Raw genomic sequence first — 20,641 nt, 5'->3', positions numbered from 1 at the left:
ACGAAAACAACTTTCCAATCAGGCTGCGTGTAAAAGTTCATTAGAAAACATACGGCCAAAGGGATCAAAACTGGCTTTGAATGCAAAAGCCCCGCGCAATCTCTGCGCGGGGCCTTTTGATTTCTGATGTTTAGTCTAGTTCCCAGCCGAAACCGAGCCGATCGACCAGAACATCGTCTCGCCCGAGGCATCATCGACGCCGTCATTGTCGGTCATAACGAATGCCTCGCCCGAAGGCAGGATGGCCAGACCTTCGATCTTGTCCAGTACGTAGCCGCCGGTCGAAGTCAGGTCGGGCAGCAAGTCACGGACCTCTTCCTTACTGACCACGGGCAGCTCACCACCCAGCGGGGCCGGGGTCATTTCAGACAGCGGGATGCGGTATATTTTCTTGGTAACTGCACGGTGGTCGTGCTGGTTGTCGCGTTCGATGACATAAACATGGTCACCGAATGCAGTGATCTCCGACAGACCTACCCAACCAGTTTCCGGGTCAGCTTTGGGATAGTGCACCGCGCCCCATTCCTTGGTTTCAAGGTTATAGGCGACAAGTTTCACGTGGTTTTTGGGGTCGTCCTTCCATTCGCGCTGAACTGCCATCCACAGGGTGTCTCCAACCTTGGTAATGCCTTCGAACCCGAAGCGTTTTTCGACGGCCATCAGTTCCGGCGGCAGGCCGATCTCACCCTTGCGGTCCTTGATCTTGCCTTCGGCCGAGACATGGTAGATCGCGTGGGGGATGACACGGTCGGTTCGGCCTTCAGAGGCGACGTAGAAGCCACCTTTGCCGTCCAGCGTAATTCCTTCCAGATCCAGCTTTTGCGCCGGGTTGCCGTCCTGACGGTGGATACGAATGACGTCCATGATGCGGGCAGGTTGCTGGCTGGGATCGATCTTGAAGATCGAGGGCTGGAAGCCGTAGAAGCTGTCATTGACCGCATAGATCATGCCGTCCTCATCAGCGACCAGACCGGACAGCGCGCCCCATCCGATCAACTCATCCGCGCCGGCGGAGGTCAGATGCGGATAAGCGGCGGGTGCATCCTGATATTCAAAGATCGACACATGCGCACGCGGGCCGCCATCTTCGATCAGGTCTTTTTCATTGGCCGAGACCAGCAGATTGCGCTCAGGGATAGCAACGTAGCCTTCCGGCCCCACGCCCGAGGGCAGCAGTTGTTTCAGAACCGGGTTGGCCGGATCGGTGGCGTCGTAAACACCCACGACCGAGGCGCGTTCGGCACCCACAAAGATCATCGGCGTACCACCAAAGGTCGCTGCAGTTACGCTTTCTGGTTCTACACCTTTTGCGTCTGAGCGTTTGTCGGGATAGTGCCCGATCTGGATGATGGCTTTCTCGAAATCGGTGCCGTTCTCGTAAACAACGGTGCCGTCCTTGTGGAAGATCGTCCAGCCGCGCGAGCCACCTTTGTAATCACCTTCGTTGGCGGTGGCAAAATGGTTGTCGTCGATCCACTTCACCGCATCAGGCTCGCGTAGACGGCTCTTTTGGCTTTCTGTGAAGATCAGCGCGCCGCGCTCGTCCGTGGCGTCAATACCTTCCAGATCAACCGCGCCAGCCGAGAAATGGCTGACTACGTTCCCGTCCTTGTCAACAACCGCGATGTGGTTGTTTTCCTGCAGAGTGATGACGGTTTCGCCCAGAGCGTTGATGTCCACAAACTCAGGCTCGGGGTCGGTGGGCGCGACGTCTGCCAGACCAGTCAGCGAGGCCATCTTCATGCCGCCGCAATCCAACGCACCGTCTTTCAAAGGCACCAGCGCCAGCGATCCGGCGGGCAGTTGCGGGATAACGCCGTCGTTCAGGTCTTCGTCCCGCTCGTTCTCTATCGCTACGGCTACAAAGCTGCCATCTGGGGCAACCGCGACGCTGTCGGGTTGACCACCCAGATCACAGGCGCCGGTTTCCGCCTTGCGTTCGATGTCGACCGAGATCAGTTTGCCCGACGGAGCGGTGTAGCTTTCCGAAGTGTTCACGCCCACAAAAGCCGTCCCACCAACGATCCCAACTGACGTCGGCTCGCCGCCCACTTCCATCGCGCCCAGAGGTGCCGGGTTCGCTGGGTCGGTGATGTCGACCATGCCGATTACACCCAACGGGCTATCTGTATAGACCAACGTCATCCCGTCTGCGGTCGCAGCGATGATCTCGGGTGAGGTCTCACGTTCGGTATCAGTTCCCTCGGCCATATTCTTAACGACGGGGAAAGAAGCAATTCGGTTGAAATTCATTTCTGCCGAAGCCTGGCCGGCGGTCAGGGCAAGGGCAGATGTCAGGCAGGCAAAGCGCAACGACATCAGGTGGTATCCTCTCTCACTTGGATGAGAAGGGGATGAACCCGGGTCATTGCGGTTTTGTGACGGTTTGGATTCAGTTTGGTGACAAACGCAAAAAAAAATGAAGTTCGCATCGTATTCAGTGACCAATTCGAACACCGTCAGATCAAAGGTGGTGTCGCAAATATTCAGCGTTTCTATCCGAGGCGAGATACTCGTGTTGGTCGCGTCCCGTGCTTTCACATGAGCCAACCGTGGCAAACTCGTTCAGGCGCAAACCTCCTGTCGCTGTTTCCTTATTTCCCATACGGATTTTCCCTTGGATAAGTCGCGTGGGGATGATTTGGTCAGAGCTCAAAGTCACGGATGCTGTAATCGGCACAGATTTCTGCATGATACGGGAAACAAACATGGAACTGGAGCCATACGAGCCAAAGCTGTCGTTAGAGTTTCCGAAATTCGATGTCCTCCGTAAGGAATCAACTGAAGTGCTTGAGCGTTGGGTACATTGATCGGCTTGTTGGCAGCAGGTGATTTACTTTTAATCGCGGTTTAAGCGAACTTGGTGTTTCGACGGATCCAGATACGTTGTTGACCAGATGGGCCCGCCTCTGATCAAAACGTCCGCGGGTTGTTGTTTCGAGCGCTGCGTCGGTCAGGAACAAGTCCAGAGCATAGGTCACCTTCGCACCGGGAGCCGCCCAGTCGATAACCTTGAAAAACGCCTGCGCCGGGTTTGTGGTGCAGCTGACGTCAACTCCCTCCGCTATCACTGCCTGCACGCTCTTAGATCCGCGGCTGAGGAAATGCGGGTTGAAAACTAAGGTCCATCAGGCTCTCTTTGAAGGGAAACTCCGACAGAAGTTCAACGCCGGTCTCTGTCGCCAGCACTTGTTGTTCCAGCTTAACACCCTCATGTCCCTCCTCCTCACCGATATAGCTTTCGACACAAATGGTCACGCCCGCCTCGATCACACCGTCATAGCCCGCATCGCGGGAGTCACCACGGTGGTAGAGATAGGGAAATTCGCCGGTCATCCCGCAATCATGCGACGACAGGTAGAAACGGTTGGCATAGTATTTCTCCGCAACATCCAAGGCCTGTTCAGCATAGTCTCGAAGACTCATACCCGCCCGCAGGATGGACATGTTGTGATATACCTGCCGCGGCGCGGTCTGGTAGAGCCTACGCTGCGCGCCCCGTTAAGGATTGTAGCAAACTCTGCGGTGTCGCTGTTCTGGCTCAGTCCGCTATTGAAAGCCTTCGGTCTGTCGGATCAGGCCTGTGCTGTGGATCTAGTCACGTCCGACCAGGCGAAGTCCGGCTTACTTGGTTCGCGACCTGCTGCATGAGCAAAATCCCAAAGCACGATTAATGGCCGGCATGCGCTTTTGCTTTCAGTCGGGACACACATAGAGAATGCCATGAGCGAGCCCCAAAGCTACAGATTAAACGGTTGTGAAGAATGTCAGCTTAGTTCCAGAATACGACGCGGGTTTGAGGCTTATCGCGTCTCCGTATCTTTCATCTGGAAAAGAATTGGGTGGGAGTGCGGGCGCCTGGCAGGTTGGTCAGTTCCGGCTCAATCATGCCATTCGACTGCGTGCTTGAATGCTGCAGTCTTACTCAAATTGTGGACATTCGCTAGGTTCATCTAAAAATGCCTTGCAGACCCGGGCACTACGATTTGCACGGCAGGCACAAAGAACGCTTTAAAAGCGGTTTCTTAAAAAAGTAGCAGTCCTTTCATAAGCTTGTGCTGTGACTAGTTCAAGAAACGTTCGATTGGGATTTGCGTCTACTTCTGCTGATGTCTCCCCAGCTTACAACTCTACTTTAGCAAGTAAAATCAAACCGGTGAGACACCGTTCACATTGAGATAGATCGCGTAAAGGCTGCTTGTACCCGCCGCAAAGAGCCGGTTTAATTTGGCCCCGCCAAAACAAACATTTCCTACCATCTCGGGTATGTGCACCTTGCCGATTAGATCTCCTTGCAGGTTCAGGCAATGAATACCGTCCGCGGCGGAACTCCAGATGCGGCCTTCGCGGTCTGGCCTAAAGCCATCGAACAGCCCTGCGGAACACTTCGCAAACACCTCGCCCCCCGTCAGAGTTTTTCCATCGCTAGAGACACTGAACCTGCGAATATGGGCAGGACCGTCCGGGTCATGGGTTATGCCCGTGTCGGAGATGTAGAGAGCGCTCTCGTCCGGCGAAAAGGCCAAGCCATTGGGTTTCACGAAGTCGGTGGCGACAGCTGTCACCTCGCCTGACATCGGATCTACACGAAACACATGACACGCCCCGATCTCGCTTTCGGCGCGCTCACCTTCATAGTCCATCATGATCCCGTATGAAGGGTCTGTGAACCAAATGGAGCCATCGGATTTGACAGCAACGTCATTGGGAGAATTCAGGCGCTTTCCCTTCCATTCGTCCGCCAGAACCGTGATAGAGCCGTCATGTTCAGTCCTTGTGACACGCCGGGTCAGATGTTCGCATGACACCAACCGACCCTCGCGATCCACCGTGTTACCATTGGCATTGTTCGAGTGCTGCCGAAACACTGAGACCGAGCCATCGGTGTCATCCCAGCGCATCAAGCGGTTGTTGGGGATGTCAGACCAGACCAAATAACGCCCGGCGGCAAACCAGGCTGGCCCTTCGGACCAGCGCGCACCGGTCCACAACCTTTCGACCCGCGCGTGGCCGATGAAACAGGCTTCGAACTCTTTTTCGAGGACCTCAAATCCGGTGCCGTCCAGAACGCCGTACATCCATTTGCTCCTTTATTTGTCCTTTAGCCGCCGCCGAACCTGTGCGTTCGTGGCGTTTTGGGGTCAGGCCACAGATGGCCTGACGTGGATCCTCAGCCCTGCAGTTCATTCGGCAGCAAAGCACCAGGCATGTTCTGATAGCTGACCGGGCGCAGCCATCGCGCAATACCGAGAGTGCCGACGGAAGTCGCGCGCACGTCGGTGCTGGCCGGGTAAGGCCCGCCATGCATCATCGCCGAGCACACCTCGACACCCGTGGGAAAGCCATTGGCCAACAAACGTCCGGCTTTCTCTTCGAGAATGGGCATTAAGGTACCGGCGAAGTCATGATCTGCGTCATCCATGTGCAACGTAAGGGTCAGTTGGCCTTCCAGTCCTTCGGCAAGAGCCACCATCTGATCCGTGTCGTCGCACAGAACAATGATACCCGCTGCGCCAAACACTTCGTGCTGCAATTTGGGGTTTGCCATCCACTCTGCAGCGCTGACTTTGAACAACGCAGGCAGGGCTGCGCGTTTGCCCACGGCAGAACCGGAGGACGTGACCTCGGTCATCAGATCACGGAAGGCGCGGACGCCCTGTTCGTATGCATCGAGGATACCGTCGGTCAGCATCTTTTGTTCCGCCGTTTGGTTCAGTGCGGCCACACAGGCGGTTTCTAATGCGTCGGCATCTGGTCCATTTAACATGACCGCGACGCCGGGGTTGGTGCAGAACTGCCCGGCCCCCATGGTCAGAGACGCGGCCCAGCCCGCGCCGATCTCTGCCGCACGCTTGTCCATAGCGGCGGGCAGACAGAACATAGGGTTGACCGAGCCAAGCTCGCCGTAAAACGGGATCGGGTTCGGGCGCGCGTGACACAGATCATAGAGCGCCCTGCCCCCAGCCAGCGATCCGGTAAAGCCAACCGCGCGGATATCTGGATGCTGTACAAGGGCCGAGCCGACCTCGCGCCCCGATCCCTGCACGATCTGGAACGTACCCGTCGGCATATCGCAGACCTCAATCGCCTTGGCGATGGCCTGAGCCACCAATTCAGCGGTACCCGCATGGGCGCTGTGGCCCTTGACGATCACCGGGCATCCAGCGGCCAAAGCCGAGGCGGTATCCCCGCCCGCCGTGGAAAAGGCGAGCGGGAAGTTCGACGCACCAAAGACGGCCACAGGGCCGATGGCTTTGTGCGTCAGGCGCAGATCAGGACGGGGGAGTGGCGTCCGATCAGGAAGTGCGCCGTCTTTGCGGATATCGAGATACCCGGTCTCTTCGATCAGATCGGCAAACATGCTCAACTGACCGGTGGTACGGCCGCGTTCGCCCACCAAGCGCGCCTCGGGCAGTCCAGTCTCAGCCATGCCGGTCTGGGTAATCTCCTCCCCCAGAACATCCATCTGCTCGGCAATCGTACGCAGGAATGTGGCCCGCTCGGCCCGCGACTTGCCCGCATAAGCACGGAAGTCACGGCGGGCGGCGCGACAGGCCTCGTCGACCTGCGCAGCTGTCACCTGAGCGAAGCTCTGCCCGTCCAGATCATCTGAGGCACGCTGGTTTTCTGAGCCAACCCAGTTTCCGTCGATCAGGTTTTGTCCAAGGATCATCTTATTTTCCCCACTTCAGGACCATCGGGTCCAAAGGTTTTAAAAGGTCGATCAAACGGTCGCGGATCGCCGGTTGAAGCAGGTCAATCGGGTGACGGCAGAACTCGGACCGGATCACACCACCTTCGACCATCGCAGCCTTGCAGGATTGCCAGCCGCATTGGCGGTTTTCATGGTTGATCACCATCGCGACACGCCCATAAGCGACGGTGGCCTCGTCAATGCGGCCTGCATGGTGATGGGTGATCACTGGTTTGATCTGATCGACGATCATGCCTGAAGTCATCGACCCCGTGGCCCCCGCATCCAGATCGGCCAGCAGGGTGATCCCCTCTTCCCCATCAAACGGCGCTTCAATCGCGTCGCCCCCTTCGGCAATCAGCGCACGCAGCTTGTTGGCGGCACGGGGACATTCGATCTTGAACAGCTTCACCATCTCGATCTCTTGCGCCATACGCACCAGCAGAGGCACCGGCAGGTCGATACCCGACAAAGGCGCATCCTGCACCATAATCGGAATGCCGACCTCGCCCACTGCAGCAAACTGCTCGAAGGTCTGCTGTGCATTCCCTTTCAGAAGCGCCCCGTGATAGGGCGGCATCATCATCACGATGTCCGCACCCAAGTCCTTGGCAAATTGCGCCCGTTCCACCGCGATCTGAGTGGCGAAATGGCTGATCGTCACGATCATTGGAACGCGTCCTGAGACGTGCTCAAGGCTCAGCCGAGTCAAAGTCTCGCGCTCGGCATCAGAGATCAGGAACTGTTCCGAGAAATTCGCCAGAACACAGATCCCATCCGCGCCCTGATCGATCAGACAATCAAGAACGCGCTTCATCCCGTCCAGATCAAGCGTTCCGTTCTCGTTGAACGGTGTTGGCGCAACGGGCCAGATACCGGTGTAGGTCATCATCTACTCCGTAATGTCAAAATGTTTCAGATGTTTATCGGTGATTTCAATCCCCAGACCCGGCTTGTCGTCATCCAAATCCAGGAACCCATCCACGGCTGCCGGATCCCCTTCGAAGATGTAGTAGAACAGCTCATTTCCGACCTCGACGTCGAAGACGGGGAAATACTCGCTGATCATGCAATTGGCGTTTGCCATTGTCAGATGGTAATTGTGCATCTGGCCCGCATGGGGGATCACGGGCACCTGAAACGCCTCGGCGATCGCGTTGATCTTCTGCGATGCCGTAATCCCGCCCACCCGGTTTGTGTCATATTGCAGAACCGAAACGGCCTTTTTCTCGATCAAGTCCTTGCAGCCGATGACCGAGAATTCATGCTCACCGCCCGAGATTGGCACGATATTCATCGCATTCAGTTCGCGGTAGCCTTCGACATCATCGGCGATCACCGGTTCCTCCAGCCAGCGGGGTTCATATTCGACAAGTTTGGGCAGCATCCGCTTAGTGTAATCGAGATTCCAGCCCATGTAGCATTCGAGCATGAGATCGACGTCATAACCGATGACCTCTCGCACGGCCTCGACCCGTTTGAGGTTCTCGCGCATCCCGGCCATACCATCTTTGGGGCCCCAGCCGAACCGCATCTTGTAGGCGGAATAGCCGTTCTTTTGCGCCTCTGCGGCCTCGGCCTGCATCACTTCGATGGGGCCGGAATAGAGCTTGGAGTAGTAGACGGGGATTTTCTCTTTCGTGCGACCGCCCAGCAACTTGAAAACCGGTTTGCCCGTCAGCTTGCCCATCAGGTCCCAGATCGCCAGATCGACAGCCGAGATCGCCGTCATCCCGATGCCCTTACGCCCCCAGGCATGGCTGCGACGGTACATCTTTTCCCACAGATAGGCATAGTCGAACGGGTCTTCGCCGATCACCAGCGGAGCAAACCATTCGTCAATGGCAGCCTTGACCACCGAAGGAGCCAATGCCGCGTTGCCGATGCCGATGGTGCCGTCTTCGGTCTCGACCTCGCAGGTCAGCCATTGATGGAACCGGAAAGACGACATCGCATCGCCTTTTTCGTAAAGCACGTCTGAGGCGTTGGTGCAGAAATTGCCCGTCGGCGGCACGGTTGGTCCAGTCCAGTTCCAGACGCGGGTGCGCACGGATTTAATCTTGGTCATCTTGGTCTCCTCAGTCCGCGCGGCGTTCGGCGCGATGTGTTTTGGCCATGCGCACCAGCAGATCAAACGCCTGCCGCGTTGCGCCCGGATTGGCCTTGTTCTGTCCGGCGATATCAAAGGCCGTGCCATGCGCGGGGGTTGCGACCGGAATGGGCAAGCCGCCGGCCACGGTCACGCCGCGCTCAAAGCCCATCAGCTTGATCGCGATCTGACCCTGGTCGTGATACATGGTCACTACCGCGTCGACCTCGCCCCGCTGCGCCTTCAGGAACACTGTGTCTGAGGGCCACGGGCCGGTCACATTCATCTGTTTCTGCTGCGCGTTGCGCACGGCGGGCTCCAGAATATCGATTTCTTCCCGGCCAAACTTGCCGTTGTCGCCTGCATGGGGGTTCAAGGCCGCCACCGCGATATTGGGACGTGCGTTGCCTGCTTTGCGCAGCGTGTCATTGGCCAGATTAACCGCCTTCAAAATCCCGTCTTCGGTGATATTGGCCGCCACATCCTTCAGCCCGATATGTGAGGTCACGCGGGTCGTCATCAACTCATCCAGAACGTTGAGTTCAGAGTGATATCCAGTATGTCCCATGTAGCGCGCCATATAGCGGTGCTCGTCCTCGGCATTCAGCCCGGCGGCGGTCATTGCGGCCTTGTTGAACGGGCCGAACAGGATACCATCCACCTGTCCCGCCATCGCCAGATCCATCGCCTTGTCGAGACAGCGGAGCGATGTCGTACCGCCCTCGACGGTGACCTCGGCGATCTTCACGTCCTCAGGCGCGATGGTATCGAGCTCAAGATGCGACAGGCCCGGTTGATCTGCCACCGCATCCACCGTGTTGATCGGCACGTTCAGATCAGCCTGTTCCGCGCCGCGCCGCCATAGATGACTGTCTCCAACAAGCACAATATCCGCGGCCTCCTGCACGCCGTCCTGATTGAGCAGTTTGGCGATCAGTTCCGGTCCGATCCCCGAAGGGTCGCCGGGCACAATAGCGATACGAGGCTTGGTCATGCCGCGTTCTCCCAGTGTTTTGAAAATCCGTCGGGCAAGATGACCATCACGTCCGGTTCCTTGCCCGTATCAAAGGTCTGCACCACCTCGAACGTATCAAGGTTGAACCGCTGCACCTGTTCGCAATCGATGGCGATATAGGCAAATGCGGCCTCATCATCGATGCATAGTGCCAGCGGGTTCGCGGGCGTTTTCTGTTCGTGCAACATCTCGCCCGTGGCTTCATCGAATACCGAGAACGACCCTCCGAAATGGTTCATCGTTACCAGCCGGTTGCGTTTCTCGTCGTAGTAGATGCGGCAGGGATCATCTGGCGTTGGAAAGGTGCGCACGATCTCAAGCGTGTTGGTGTTGACCACGGCGACGGTGTTCGAGATACGCTGCGAGGTATAGAGCGTCTGTGCCTGTTCCCGCAGGCAGCGCCCTTCAGGTTTCTTTCCGGTCTTGATTGGGATCGGCGAAACCGACGCATCATAGGGATTGAACACGGTCACATCGCCCGAAGTCAGGTTCATTGAATACGCTGTGTGTCCGTCCCTGGTCAGCGCAAACAGATGACACTTGGTGCCACCAGTGGGCGTGATGTGATCCCAGCCTTGATCGAAGGCACGGGGGTCTTCCTTGACCAGCAGATGGCCTGTCCATTCCGACAGCACGTAAAGACGCCCCTGCCCGTCCAGCCCAATCCCGTGCGGGCGGGCATGCTCACCCAGATCATAGCTGTGCACGATTTCCTGTTTGCGGATGTCGATCACGATCACGGACCGGCCATCGGTGCCTTCGATACCGGAATTCTGCACGCCGTAGTGACCGACATAGGCATAGTGAAACTCGTCATCGACCACGAATTCATGAGGGAAATGAGGCAGATCCAACCGCCCCTGCCGGGCACCGGTTTCAATGTCATACCAGCTCACGCAATGGCTGCATTTTTCAATCAACATCATGGATTGCGCCATTCGGGCTCTCTCCGTCTTTGGTTACTTCAGGTGCCTGTGGCCGGTCCCGCTAGGGCCAGCCACAAGCGGGTTTGTCAGCGCTCCAATGCGCCCACGCCCGAGAAGCGGAACGCTTCCTGTTCCAGCGCATCGATCTCTTCAGCGCTCATTTGGTCATGCGCAACGGTGATCCGGCCCAAGAACACAAAGGGCAGTTCGTCCTGCCGGCCCTCCATATGCGCCTTGATTGCTTCGGCTGTCGCCGCGCCCACATCGTCACCCATGCGCATGGGCGTTGCGTCCAGCTCGCCCCGGCGAATGGCGTCCAGCTCAAGCCCGGTGCCGCCCCAACCGGTCGAGAACACGTCTTTCTCTTTCCCGACCGCAAGCTGAGCCTCGACCGATCCCATGGCCATCGCGGTGTTGGCGTTGTGGATGATCGTGGCTTCGGGATAGGCTTGCAGGATCAAGCTGGTGCCCTCAAAGCCGCCTTCTCGCTGGTACTCACCGTAATGTTCATAGACCGTGGTCCAGTTGCCTTTCTCTTCGACACAGGCCTTGAAATCACCTGAACGCTGGTCGTCGGTGATGCCCGGAATTCCGCGGTTCATCGCCATCGTGACGTCACTGCCCAGCCGTTCCAGCATATAGTCGCACATGGTCAGAGCTCCGGCGGCAGAGCTGAAGTCGAACCACGCATCAGGCTGATTTGTCAGCTCTTTCGGCGGCGTGTGGAAGGCCCAGACGAAGGTTGCAAACCCGTCATTTCCGGCCATCTTGTCGATATTGTCGGCCTGAATGGCCAGTTCCGACGGGCCGAAGATCACGAAGTCATACAAGTCCGCATCCTGAACCACCTGATTGGCATAGGTAGATTGCAGGCTGTGTTCGATCTGACGACTGGCGAATTCGGTGGTTTCATATTCGATACCCAGCTCGTCCAGACGTTTAGTCATCGCAAGATAGTTGCGCGCCCAGAAGTCGGAGGTGTCAGCAGAAGGATAGATCAGTGCGATCTGCAAAGGTGCATCCTGAGTGCCTTCATACTTGACCGCTTCGGCTCCTGTCATCGCCTGCAAGGCTTCCAACTTGCCGTCGGCGTTAACCTCGCCCGGGACCCAGTAGTCCCGATCTTCGATACCCGGCAGTTCCTTAAGCGGTAGCTTTTCGTGCCCATCAGCAAAGGCTGTAGTGGCACAAAGGCAAAATGCGCTTGTCGTCAGTAGTGCTTTGTTCAATTGTTTCACGGTAAGTCCTCCCTTTCGCGAACATTGTGGGGCCTTGCAGGTGCGCCAGGACTCCTACCTCCGGGCGCACCACTTTTGTTTGCCTTAGCCGCTTGGCGTAGGCTCAGTTGCCAGTCCCGCCCCTAGGGCAAGCAACAGGATTAGTGCGCCGATCAGAGCGGCCGAGAAGCGGATGAGTTTTTGCGCCTCTTTACTGCGCAGACCCGCCAGCAGGCCCTGCGCCCCGTCCCGGTCTTTCTTTTGCATCCAGGTGTAGAGCGCGACCGAGCTGACGATCACCACGCCCGAGGCGACGGATTGCCAGAAGAACTCGATCCGCAGAGTCACCAGTGCGTTGATCATCATCGACAGCAGCAGCACACCGGCCAGAGAGCCCAGCATCGAAGCGCGTCCACCGAACAGGGACGTGCCGCCCACGACAACCGCGGCAATGACATGCAGGTTGAAATACGGTGCCGAGGTCGCCTGAATAGCATTCAGCTTTCCGGTCAACATGACACCTGCCATTGCCGCTGCGGCACCCATCAGCACATAGGCATAGATCTTGTGCCGATCGACGGCCACACCGGTCATTTCACTCGCTTCGGGGTTCGAGCCAATCGCAATCGTGTAGCGCCCGAAATAGGTGCGTGTCAGGACGACATAGCCAATCGCCATTGTGATCAAGCCCAGCACCACAGGCACCGGAATAAAACCCGGAATCTGGCCACGTCCGATTTCGGTGATCAGGTCGGGGAAACGCGCGAGTACCAGACCTTTTGCAATAACCAGCGCCAGACCGCGATAAACAAGGTCCATCGCCAGCGTTCCGATCAGGTCCGGCACTTTGAAACGGGTGATAACCAGACCGTTGATCAATCCCATGATCGCGCCCAGCACAATCGCCAGAGGAACAGCTACCCAGGCCGGAAAACCGTATTGTTTCACCAGAAAGGCCATGAGAATGGCCGACAGCGCCGCAATCGAGCCGATCGACAGGTCAATCCCGCGCTGGGTGATGACAAAGGTCATCGCCATCGCCATCGGCATATACAGCGCCGCATCCAGCAGGATCAGATTGAGGTTGGTCAGGCGGAAATACCGGGCCGGTTCCGCAATCCCCATGAAGATGAGAATGGCCAGGATCATCACCATCGGCCCGACAAAAGCCAGATAGGGCTCCAACCGGTCCATGATGGTTCTTTGTTCAGTGTTTGTCATCGCCGCGGACATATCGTTCTCCTTCACGCAGCTGCATCCTGGGCGCCGACAATCAGGCCCAGAACGTCTTGAACGGAACTCTCCGCAGTTTTAACAACGCCAACGGCGCGGCCCCGGCGTTGCACATGCACGCGGTCCGCCACTTCGAACACGTCATCCAGCGAGTGCGAAATAAGGATCACAGCAAGGCCCTGTTCACGCAGCGCCTTGATGAGTTTCAGCGTCCGCGCCGTTTCCTGCGGCCCTAGCGCGGCGGTAGGTTCGTCCATCACCAGCAAACGCAAGTCTTCGTGATAGACCGCGCGCGAGATCGCGACCGCCTGACGTTGGCCGCCTGACAGGCTTTCCGTCATCACATCCATCGACCGCAGCCGGACACCAAGACGTTCTTCCAGAACCCGAGCCGCCTCGGACTTCATACGCTTGTTGTCCAGAAACGGGACGCCGAAAACGTTCTTGGTCAGCTCGTTACCCAGAAACATATTGGCCGCCGGAGAGAGATGATCGGCCAGCGCGAGGGTCTGGTAAACCGCGTCAATCCCGTTTGCGATTGCGTCAGAGTGGCTGGCCATCTCCAACGGTTTTCCATCCATCAGGATGTGGCCTTCGGTGGGCTGGTACACGCCGGTCAGGATCTTGATCAGGGTGGATTTACCGGCCCCGTTGTCCCCGACGATGGCAAGCACTTCTCCCGCATAAGCCGTCAGGTCGACATCTTGCAGCGCGGTCACCCCGCCGAAGCGTTTGGTTATGCCTTGCATTTGAACCAATGGCTGTTCGCTCATGGTTTCCTCCTTTGCGCAAAGCTCCGCCAGGGCGGTCGAAAGACCGCTGAGTTGGCTTTGCGCTGTGTCATCTTTTCGAACGGGGCCCTTGCCAATTCAGGCAAGGACCACCGGATCGGTTACTTGCCCCAAATCTTTGCGTAGGCTTCGCGATAGGGGCTGTCGGGGTCGAACTGATTGCTGTCGCCCAGTTTGGCCAGACCTTCTTCGGTCACCAGCGCGGGCGAGGTGATGTAACCCGAGCACGCCTCGCCCTGAATGGCGCGGTTCAACTCGTCCACCAGTTGCCAGCCTTGCAGGTTCAGCGGTTCGGCCACCGTGATTGTCTGGTAGTTGCCGCTGCGGATACGCTGAAACGCGGCCTCGGACCCGTCGCCCGCTGACCCAGCCTGAGGCCCGTCGTCGGACGAGATACCCGCCGCCGCCAATGCAGGTCCCATGAAGTCAAAATACAGATCGTTAATCGCCAGCGCGTGGGTCCACTGGTCGCCGTATTTCTGCAGCAGGCTCGTAGTCAGTGGCCCCATCCGGGCCGAGGTATCGGCGATGGGCGTGTCGACATATTCCAACACGGTGCCGCCCGCAGCTTCGATGGTTTCCTTAATGCGGTCGGCCTTGTCGATGGCGATCTGATAGGTCGAGTCGGTAAAGATGATTGCGCCAACCCCGTCGCCGCCGTCTTCCATGGCCCATTCAGCAGCCACTTCGGATACTGTCATGGCGTCGGTCGAAACATTGGCAAAGATGCCCCCGGGCGCGTCACATCCGATCTTTGGACCGGAATGCCAGGCGACCATTGGAATGCCTGAGCTGACAACACCTTCCAGTGCGGCCTGCTGTTCCACCGCGTCAAAGCCGTTGATGATGATCCCGTCCGGTTGCAGGGCCAGCGCCTGGCCGATGGCTCCGGTCCGGCCCTGAATGGACCCGGCCCCGTCCAGCACGCGCACGTCCCAGCCAATGGTGCCAACTGCTTCTTCGACGCCATTGGTCACCCCAAGAATGCCACCATTTTTCAGATCGCCAGCAACGACGACAATTGATTTGCCCTCGGCGGCTTTGGGTCCGCTGGTGGGGCCGTCAAACGCTGTCTCGGCGGTCACCGGAAACCCCAAACCTGTGAGCAGCGCGGCAGCGGATACCGCCATGAAAGTCCGTTTCAGCATAATCTCCTCCCTTATGCTGTTTACTTTTTGGCGCCTTTGCGACGCTGAGCGTAACCGGCGATACCGATTGCGATCAGAAGCGTGACACCGTTGAACATCGGCTCGACCCAGAAGGATCCACCGAATTGCTGAATGCCCGAGATACCAACAGCCAGGATCGCGACACCCACGACTGTTCCCCAAACATTCACGCGTCCCGGCTTGATGGTGGTGGACCCAAGAAAGGCCCCGACCAAAGCAGGTAACAGGAATTCAAGACCGACCGAGGCTTGCCCGATCCGCAATTTCGACGCCAGCAACACCCCGGCAAAGGCGGTGATCAGGCCTGATGACATGAAAGCGCCTATAACGAATTTCCGGGTCGGAATACCGTTCAACTGCGCAGCACGCTGATTGGCGCCGATCGCGTAGAGGTACCGACCGATTGGCGTGTATTCCAGGATCAGCCACATCGCGACAGTGATCGCCAGAACGTAGAAGCCAGTGATAGGTAGACCGAATACAAAGGTGCCGTTGATGGCATAGAAACTGTCAGGCAACGCGCCGACCATCTGACGTCCGCCTGTGTGCCACAGCGCCAGCGCATACAGGACCGTGCCTGTGCCAAGCGTGGCAATAAAGCTGTCGATCTTGGCGACCTCGACCAGCAGACCGTTCAGGAAACCAGTCAGCAGGCCCAGCAACAGAACAATCGCCACCGCAATCGGCCACGGAATGCCGTACAAGGTCTGTAGAGAGATCGCCAGGATATGCCATAGCACAATACCATACCCGACCGTGAGGTCGATACGGCCTGCCGCCATCGGTATCATCGCACCCAATGAGAGAAGCGCAATGATCGCCTTGTCCGAGATAATCGCCCGTAGGTTCAGAAGCGTTGGGAAGGTGTTTGGCAGGAGAATCGAAAATAGGATGATCAGAAAACCTGTCAGCAGAACCAACCCGTAAACCGGCAAGAACCTGAGCATTCGCGTTTTTAACGAGGCGTCTTTCAACTCGGCTTTGGTCGGTTCCAGCGCATTGGATTCAAGCGATTGCATAGTCGTATTCCTTAACTTGCCACGGCGTTCGAGGCCGAGGCAGCCTGTATCAGGTTTTCAGTGGTCAGTTCGGTACCGGTCAATTCGCGCACGATCTGACCCTGGCTGAAGACAATGGCGCGGTGGCAGATGGCAGCGACTTCCTCGAAGTCGGTTGAAACGACGATGATGCCAACGCCCTCCTCCATCGCACGATTCAACAGCGCGTAGATTTCCGCTTTGGCCCCTACATCGACACCCGCGGTCGGGTCTTCGCAGATCAAAAGCTTGCGTTTTGTTTCAAGCCAGCGCCCGATGACAACTTTTTGTTGGTTCCCGCCCGACAGGCTCTCAATCGTCATGCTTTGATCATTGGGAGACAAGGCCACATCGGCACCGATCCGCGCGGCGCTCTCTGTCTCGGCCCGGTGGCCCATGAACGATAGCAAGGACCGCCCGATGGCTGCCGGATTCAGGAAGGTGTTCTCGCGGATGGTCAGCGACATGGCGACCGATTCCTCGGTCCTGTCCCGTGCCACCAAACCAATCCCAGAGGCCATCGCAGTCTGCGGAGAGCTCAGGTCAGGCGTTTCACCATGCAGGGTTATCTGGCCACTAAAACCTTCCGACCCGAACAGCGCGCGCGATACATTCTCGTGCCCTGCCCCGCGCAGCCCGACAAGCCCAACGATTTCATTTGTCTGTAACTGGAAACTGACGTTGTGCGCCGCTTCCATGTTCAGGCCAGACACTTCAAGCAGCGTCGCACCCGGAGGCGTATCTGGTTTCATCACCTGCCGAGTCTTGCGACCGACGATCATGTAAACCAGTTCTTCGGGAGTAGTATGGTCGATGCTGCGCAGACCGACCATCTCGCCGTCTCGTAGAACGGCAACCCGATCAGCAATCTGAAATATCTCGTCCAGCCGATGCGACACGTAAATCATGCCGACGCCTTGTTCCTTCAAGGGGCGCAACGCTTCGAACAGCCGTTCAACCTCATCCGCTGGTAGCGATGCGGTTGGTTCATCCAACACCAGATAGTCACAATCCACGGCCAAAGCACGGGCAATCGCGACAAGAGACTTCTCGGTCCGCGACAAGTCCTGTACCCGCGTGGTTGGGCCGAATTCACAGCCCACTTTGTCCAACGCGTCCTGTGCAAAGCTCTCCACCGATTTCCAATTGATCAGTCCGCTTTTGCGGGAGTAGCCCAGAGCGAGCGCGATATTCTCGGCTACGGTCATCCATTCGATCATGCCCAGATCCTGGTGGATAAATGCAACTGACTGGCGCTCACCAAACCCACCTGGGCGATGTTCGTAGGGCTCACCGTTGATCAGAACCCGCCCTTCATCCGCCTTGTGAATGCCGCCAAGGATTTTGATGAGGGTCGATTTGCCCGCGCCGTTTTCGCCCAGCAAAGCGACAATTTCACCGCGCTCAACGTTTAGCGAAACATCCCGCAACGCATAGGTGCCTCCAAAATGCTTCTTTATCCCGTCAAAGAACAGATTGTTTTGCGCAGTGCCGGGCACAGGCCGCCTCCTCCTAGACTTAGGTAACCCCAATGCTCCTCAACATCGTATTGAGTTACCCGTAACGTTACGCTAGCATTCGCACAGACCCGGCCATTGTCAATAAAAAAGAGTTACCCGTAACGTAAATGAGCAGTGACACTGATAAATCAAGTAAAAACAACAAAGTAAGCCTTGCTGAAGTAGCGAAGGCTGCGGGAGTGTCGAAGATGACAGCAAGCCGGGTTCTGCGTGACGAAGGTGGGTTTTCGGAAAAAACGCGCGACAAGGTCATGGCCGAAGTGGACAGATTGGGCTACCTGCCGAATCGCTTGGCGACCGTTTTCGCGGGTGACAAGAAGTCCACTTTTGTCGGGGTCAGCATCCCCGAATTGGGCAACGAAATCTTCGCGCAGGTTCTGGAGGGCATCGACCGCAAACTCGGCGCTTTCGGGCACCAAACTGTGCTTGGCCTAACCGAGCATGAAATCGACCATGAGGAAAAATGGATCGAGACCGTTCTGTCCTGGCAACCCGCCGGGCTTATCATCACCGGTCGCTCGCACAGCCAAAAAGCGATTCAAATGCTACGCGGCGCGGGTATCCCGTTGGTCGAAATCTGGGATTTCAATTCAAGCCCGTTGGACATGTGCGTGGGGCTCAACCACTTTGACAGCGGCTACAGTATGGGTCGTTATCTGGCTGGAATGGAGTATCAAAAATTCGGCTATGTCGGCACTTCACATGACGTCGCAAATGCCGCAACCGCGCGTCTGAACGGCTTTTCCAAAGCCATCGAAGATGCAAACGGACGGTTGGAAAAACAATTGCTGTTGAAGGACACACCGGGTTTTTACACCGGGTTCTACGGCACCGAGCAACTGCTTGCCTCCCACCGCGATATCGAAGTTGTTTTCTACCAGAATGACAACATGGCGATTGGCGGGCTTCACTATGCTCAAAAAATCGGATTGAGCGTCCCGAACGATATTGGAATTGCCGGATGGGGCGACTTGCCGATTTCAGCGATTCAACCCTATCGTTTGACGTCGATTGCTGTACCCCATCTTAAGATTGGACAGATCGCAGCCGAGATGGTTCTGGCCCAAATCAATGGAGAGCCAACGAAGTCCACCAAGGACGTCGGATTTCGGCTTATTCCTGGGAGTACGGTAGGAAAAACCTGACCGAATGGGTAAGTTGGGAATAGCCGTTAAGGCGGTGCAAGAAATGTGGCCTGACTTTCCCGGCCCATTACTACCGTTCGCGAGTACGCCGGGATGCGGCCCCTCGAACTAGCCATTCGCTACAAGCGTAAAGCTGCGTCACTTTCAGAGGTCGGCAGAGCGGACAAAGCCGCCCTTCAGTCAGTGGGTGGTTCGTAGGGATCCGGCGTTCCTGGGGGGATCGGAGGAAACTCCTCGAATGTAGCAATGTGCTCCTGCAACTGCGGCAGCGCCTTTTCGGCCGCCCATGTGTGCGGGAAGAGTACGCTTTCGCGCTCATGCGGATCGTTCAGAAGGTTGTAGACCCTTGGTGTGTCGAAAGACTCCGTCGCGCCAAAGGCGGTTGTGTTCTCTTTGAACAGAACTTTCCAGTCCTTCCATTTTACACCGAATATCTGTTCTCCCATGTAGACGATCACGCCTTCTCGATTCGATCTCGGCTGGACGCCCAGAAAGAACTGGGACTGGTCGATGCCATCAAATGCCCGGTCGTCCGGCACTTTGCCGCCTGCGAATGCCGCAAGTGTTGGAAAAAGGTCCATCGAGTGGACAACGTCATTGCTTTCTGAACCAGCGGGGATCTTCCCCGGCCACTTGATGGCGAAGGGCACGCGCATGCTTCCTTCGAGGCTGGTGAACAGAGTGCCGCGCCATGGCCCCGCAGTACCATGTACCGCAGGAACCGGCGAGACATTGGCGTTTCCAACCGGAAGAGCTTCGGGGCCGTTGTCTGCAGTAAATATCACCACGGTGTCGTTGGATACGCCTGCCGCCTCGATCGCATCTACGATACGTCCGATATAACTATCTGTTTGAAGTAGAATGTCGGCCCAGACGCCGTTTCTAGTGACACCATCAAACTCCTTCGACGCGATATTTGGATAGTGGGTCTGCGTGTAAGCAAGATAGATGAAGAATGGCGCGTCTTCGGCACTCTTAGCTTCGATAAAATCGATGGCTTTCTTAGTCAGGTCGCCATCTATCTCGCCGCGGTAGTCCAAGTCATAGTCCCGCGCAACGGTCGCCGGTTCGCCCGCAATACCCTGCATCACAACAGGCTCTTCCATGTTGGCTTCAGCAAATCCCGGAAGCGTGCGCCAGACTGTAACGTCCGTGGTTTCAACACCGTAAAATTCGTCGAATCCTTGATTCGTTGGATAGCGCCCTTCGGTCCATCCAAGGTGCCATTTTCCGTACATGGCCGTGTTGTATCCTGCTTCCCTGAGCATTTCGGCCATCGTGATTTCCCACTGGGTCAGACCGTAAACGCCGCCTCCCAATGGGACTGTATGGTTTCCGCTCCGAATGCCATATCGTCCTGTCATGGTCGCTGCGCGGGACGGCGTGCACTGACTCTCGACGTTGAAGTTCGTAAGCCTTAAGCCCTCAGCGGCCAGAGCATCCATTTCCGGAGTGGCGGTGCCGCGAATTATTCCTCCACCATTGAACCCTGGCTCACCCCACCCAAAGTTATCGAGAAAAATAAAGACTATATTGGGCTTGTCCTGAGCTGAGGCGACAGTGCCAATTAGAAGAGAAAGCAACAGTAGGAATGTTCGCGAAAACCGCTTCATGATGACGCTCCCTATAGATATCATTCGTTCGAGACTGGCGAAGTTGGATGCCTGCGGGCGAAAATGACCGTCTTCTAAGGGCTCGCTTAGAACTTTGGCAGCACCTTGAACGAACGGCAACTTTCAGGTCCAGAGTAGCCAGCAAGCGAAGCGGTCCGGTGGCAATTCGTAAAAAGCGGAAAGTAAACTTCC

The 20,641-nt window shown here is 57.0% G+C and carries 16 protein-coding genes and 1 pseudogene; 1 reads left to right on the top strand and 16 read right to left on the bottom strand.

Annotated elements, in window-relative coordinates:
• Nucleotides 1-135: 135 nt before the first annotated feature.
• From ACR0I8_RS10560 to ACR0I8_RS10490, 15 genes and pseudogenes are all read right to left on the bottom strand, one after another.
• On the bottom strand, nt 136-2,319 hold the full coding sequence (locus ACR0I8_RS10560) for an esterase-like activity of phytase family protein (RefSeq protein WP_170690388.1): 2,184 nt from the start codon (nt 2,317-2,319) through the stop codon (nt 136-138).
• 458 nt (nt 2,320-2,777) lie between these two features.
• The gene (locus tag ACR0I8_RS10555; RefSeq protein WP_480703133.1) at nt 2,778-3,080 is read right to left on the bottom strand and encodes a hypothetical protein; all 303 of its coding nucleotides are present in this window, start codon (nt 3,078-3,080) and stop codon (nt 2,778-2,780) included.
• A gap of 4 nt (nt 3,081-3,084) precedes the next feature.
• Nucleotides 3,085-3,483: pseudogene (locus ACR0I8_RS10550) on the bottom strand (M24 family metallopeptidase); the annotation flags it as partial.
• A 665-nt stretch (nt 3,484-4,148) separates the two neighbouring features.
• Entirely contained in the window at nt 4,149-5,078 is a 930-nt protein-coding gene (locus ACR0I8_RS10545; RefSeq protein ID WP_170690385.1) for an SMP-30/gluconolactonase/LRE family protein, read from the bottom strand.
• A 92-nt stretch (nt 5,079-5,170) separates the two neighbouring features.
• Nucleotides 5,171-6,673 carry an aldehyde dehydrogenase (NADP(+)) gene (locus ACR0I8_RS10540; protein WP_170690383.1) on the bottom strand — a complete coding sequence of 501 codons (1,503 nt, stop codon included), beginning with the start codon at nt 6,671-6,673 and terminating at the stop codon, nt 5,171-5,173.
• Nucleotide 6,674: 1 nt separating this feature from the next.
• Nucleotides 6,675-7,586, bottom strand: a complete 912-nt coding sequence (locus tag ACR0I8_RS10535) for a dihydrodipicolinate synthase family protein (RefSeq protein WP_170690381.1) — start codon at nt 7,584-7,586, stop codon at nt 6,675-6,677.
• Nucleotides 7,587-8,762, bottom strand: coding sequence for an L-rhamnonate dehydratase (locus tag ACR0I8_RS10530; protein WP_170690380.1), 1,176 nt, complete (start codon nt 8,760-8,762; stop codon nt 7,587-7,589).
• A 10-nt stretch (nt 8,763-8,772) separates the two neighbouring features.
• On the bottom strand, nt 8,773-9,777 hold the full coding sequence (locus tag ACR0I8_RS10525; protein WP_170377218.1) for a 4-hydroxythreonine-4-phosphate dehydrogenase PdxA: 1,005 nt from the start codon (nt 9,775-9,777) through the stop codon (nt 8,773-8,775).
• Complete coding sequence (locus ACR0I8_RS10520) at nt 9,774-10,736, bottom strand: YncE family protein (RefSeq protein WP_170377216.1); 963 nt, start codon at nt 10,734-10,736, stop codon at nt 9,774-9,776. Before ACR0I8_RS10520 ends, ACR0I8_RS10525 begins: the two co-directional genes overlap by 4 nt.
• Before the next feature lie 74 nt (nt 10,737-10,810).
• Nucleotides 10,811-11,962 carry a substrate-binding domain-containing protein gene (locus ACR0I8_RS10515; protein WP_170690378.1) on the bottom strand — a complete coding sequence of 384 codons (1,152 nt, stop codon included), beginning with the start codon at nt 11,960-11,962 and terminating at the stop codon, nt 10,811-10,813.
• A gap of 84 nt (nt 11,963-12,046) precedes the next feature.
• On the bottom strand, nt 12,047-13,174 hold the full coding sequence (locus ACR0I8_RS10510) for an ABC transporter permease (protein ID WP_170690376.1): 1,128 nt from the start codon (nt 13,172-13,174) through the stop codon (nt 12,047-12,049).
• 11 nt (nt 13,175-13,185) lie between these two features.
• The gene (locus ACR0I8_RS10505) at nt 13,186-13,947 is read right to left on the bottom strand and encodes an ATP-binding cassette domain-containing protein (protein ID WP_170690374.1); all 762 of its coding nucleotides are present in this window, start codon (nt 13,945-13,947) and stop codon (nt 13,186-13,188) included.
• 119 nt (nt 13,948-14,066) lie between these two features.
• Nucleotides 14,067-15,113: a substrate-binding domain-containing protein gene (locus ACR0I8_RS10500; RefSeq protein WP_170690372.1), complete on the bottom strand. Its 1,047-nt coding sequence runs from the start codon at nt 15,111-15,113 to the stop codon at nt 14,067-14,069.
• Between the two features lie 20 nt (nt 15,114-15,133).
• Nucleotides 15,134-16,153 carry an ABC transporter permease gene (locus ACR0I8_RS10495; RefSeq protein WP_170690370.1) on the bottom strand — a complete coding sequence of 340 codons (1,020 nt, stop codon included), beginning with the start codon at nt 16,151-16,153 and terminating at the stop codon, nt 15,134-15,136.
• Nucleotides 16,154-16,164: 11 nt separating this feature from the next.
• On the bottom strand, nt 16,165-17,670 hold the full coding sequence (locus ACR0I8_RS10490) for a sugar ABC transporter ATP-binding protein (RefSeq protein ID WP_170690369.1): 1,506 nt from the start codon (nt 17,668-17,670) through the stop codon (nt 16,165-16,167).
• Nucleotides 17,671-17,798: 128 nt separating this feature from the next.
• Between ACR0I8_RS10490 and ACR0I8_RS10485 the strand changes: the two genes are divergently transcribed.
• The gene (locus ACR0I8_RS10485; RefSeq protein ID WP_170377202.1) at nt 17,799-18,836 is read left to right on the top strand and encodes a LacI family DNA-binding transcriptional regulator; all 1,038 of its coding nucleotides are present in this window, start codon (nt 17,799-17,801) and stop codon (nt 18,834-18,836) included.
• A 176-nt stretch (nt 18,837-19,012) separates the two neighbouring features.
• Here the strand turns inward: ACR0I8_RS10485 and ACR0I8_RS10480 are convergent, their stop codons facing one another.
• Complete coding sequence (locus ACR0I8_RS10480) at nt 19,013-20,449, bottom strand: arylsulfatase (protein ID WP_170690367.1); 1,437 nt, start codon at nt 20,447-20,449, stop codon at nt 19,013-19,015.
• Between the last annotated feature and the right edge of the window lie 192 nt (nt 20,450-20,641).

This window comes from Ruegeria sp. BG9 (genome assembly GCF_056538305.1).
Note: the sequence above shows the minus strand (reverse complement) of the source record. Positions and strands in the feature narration are given on the sequence as shown.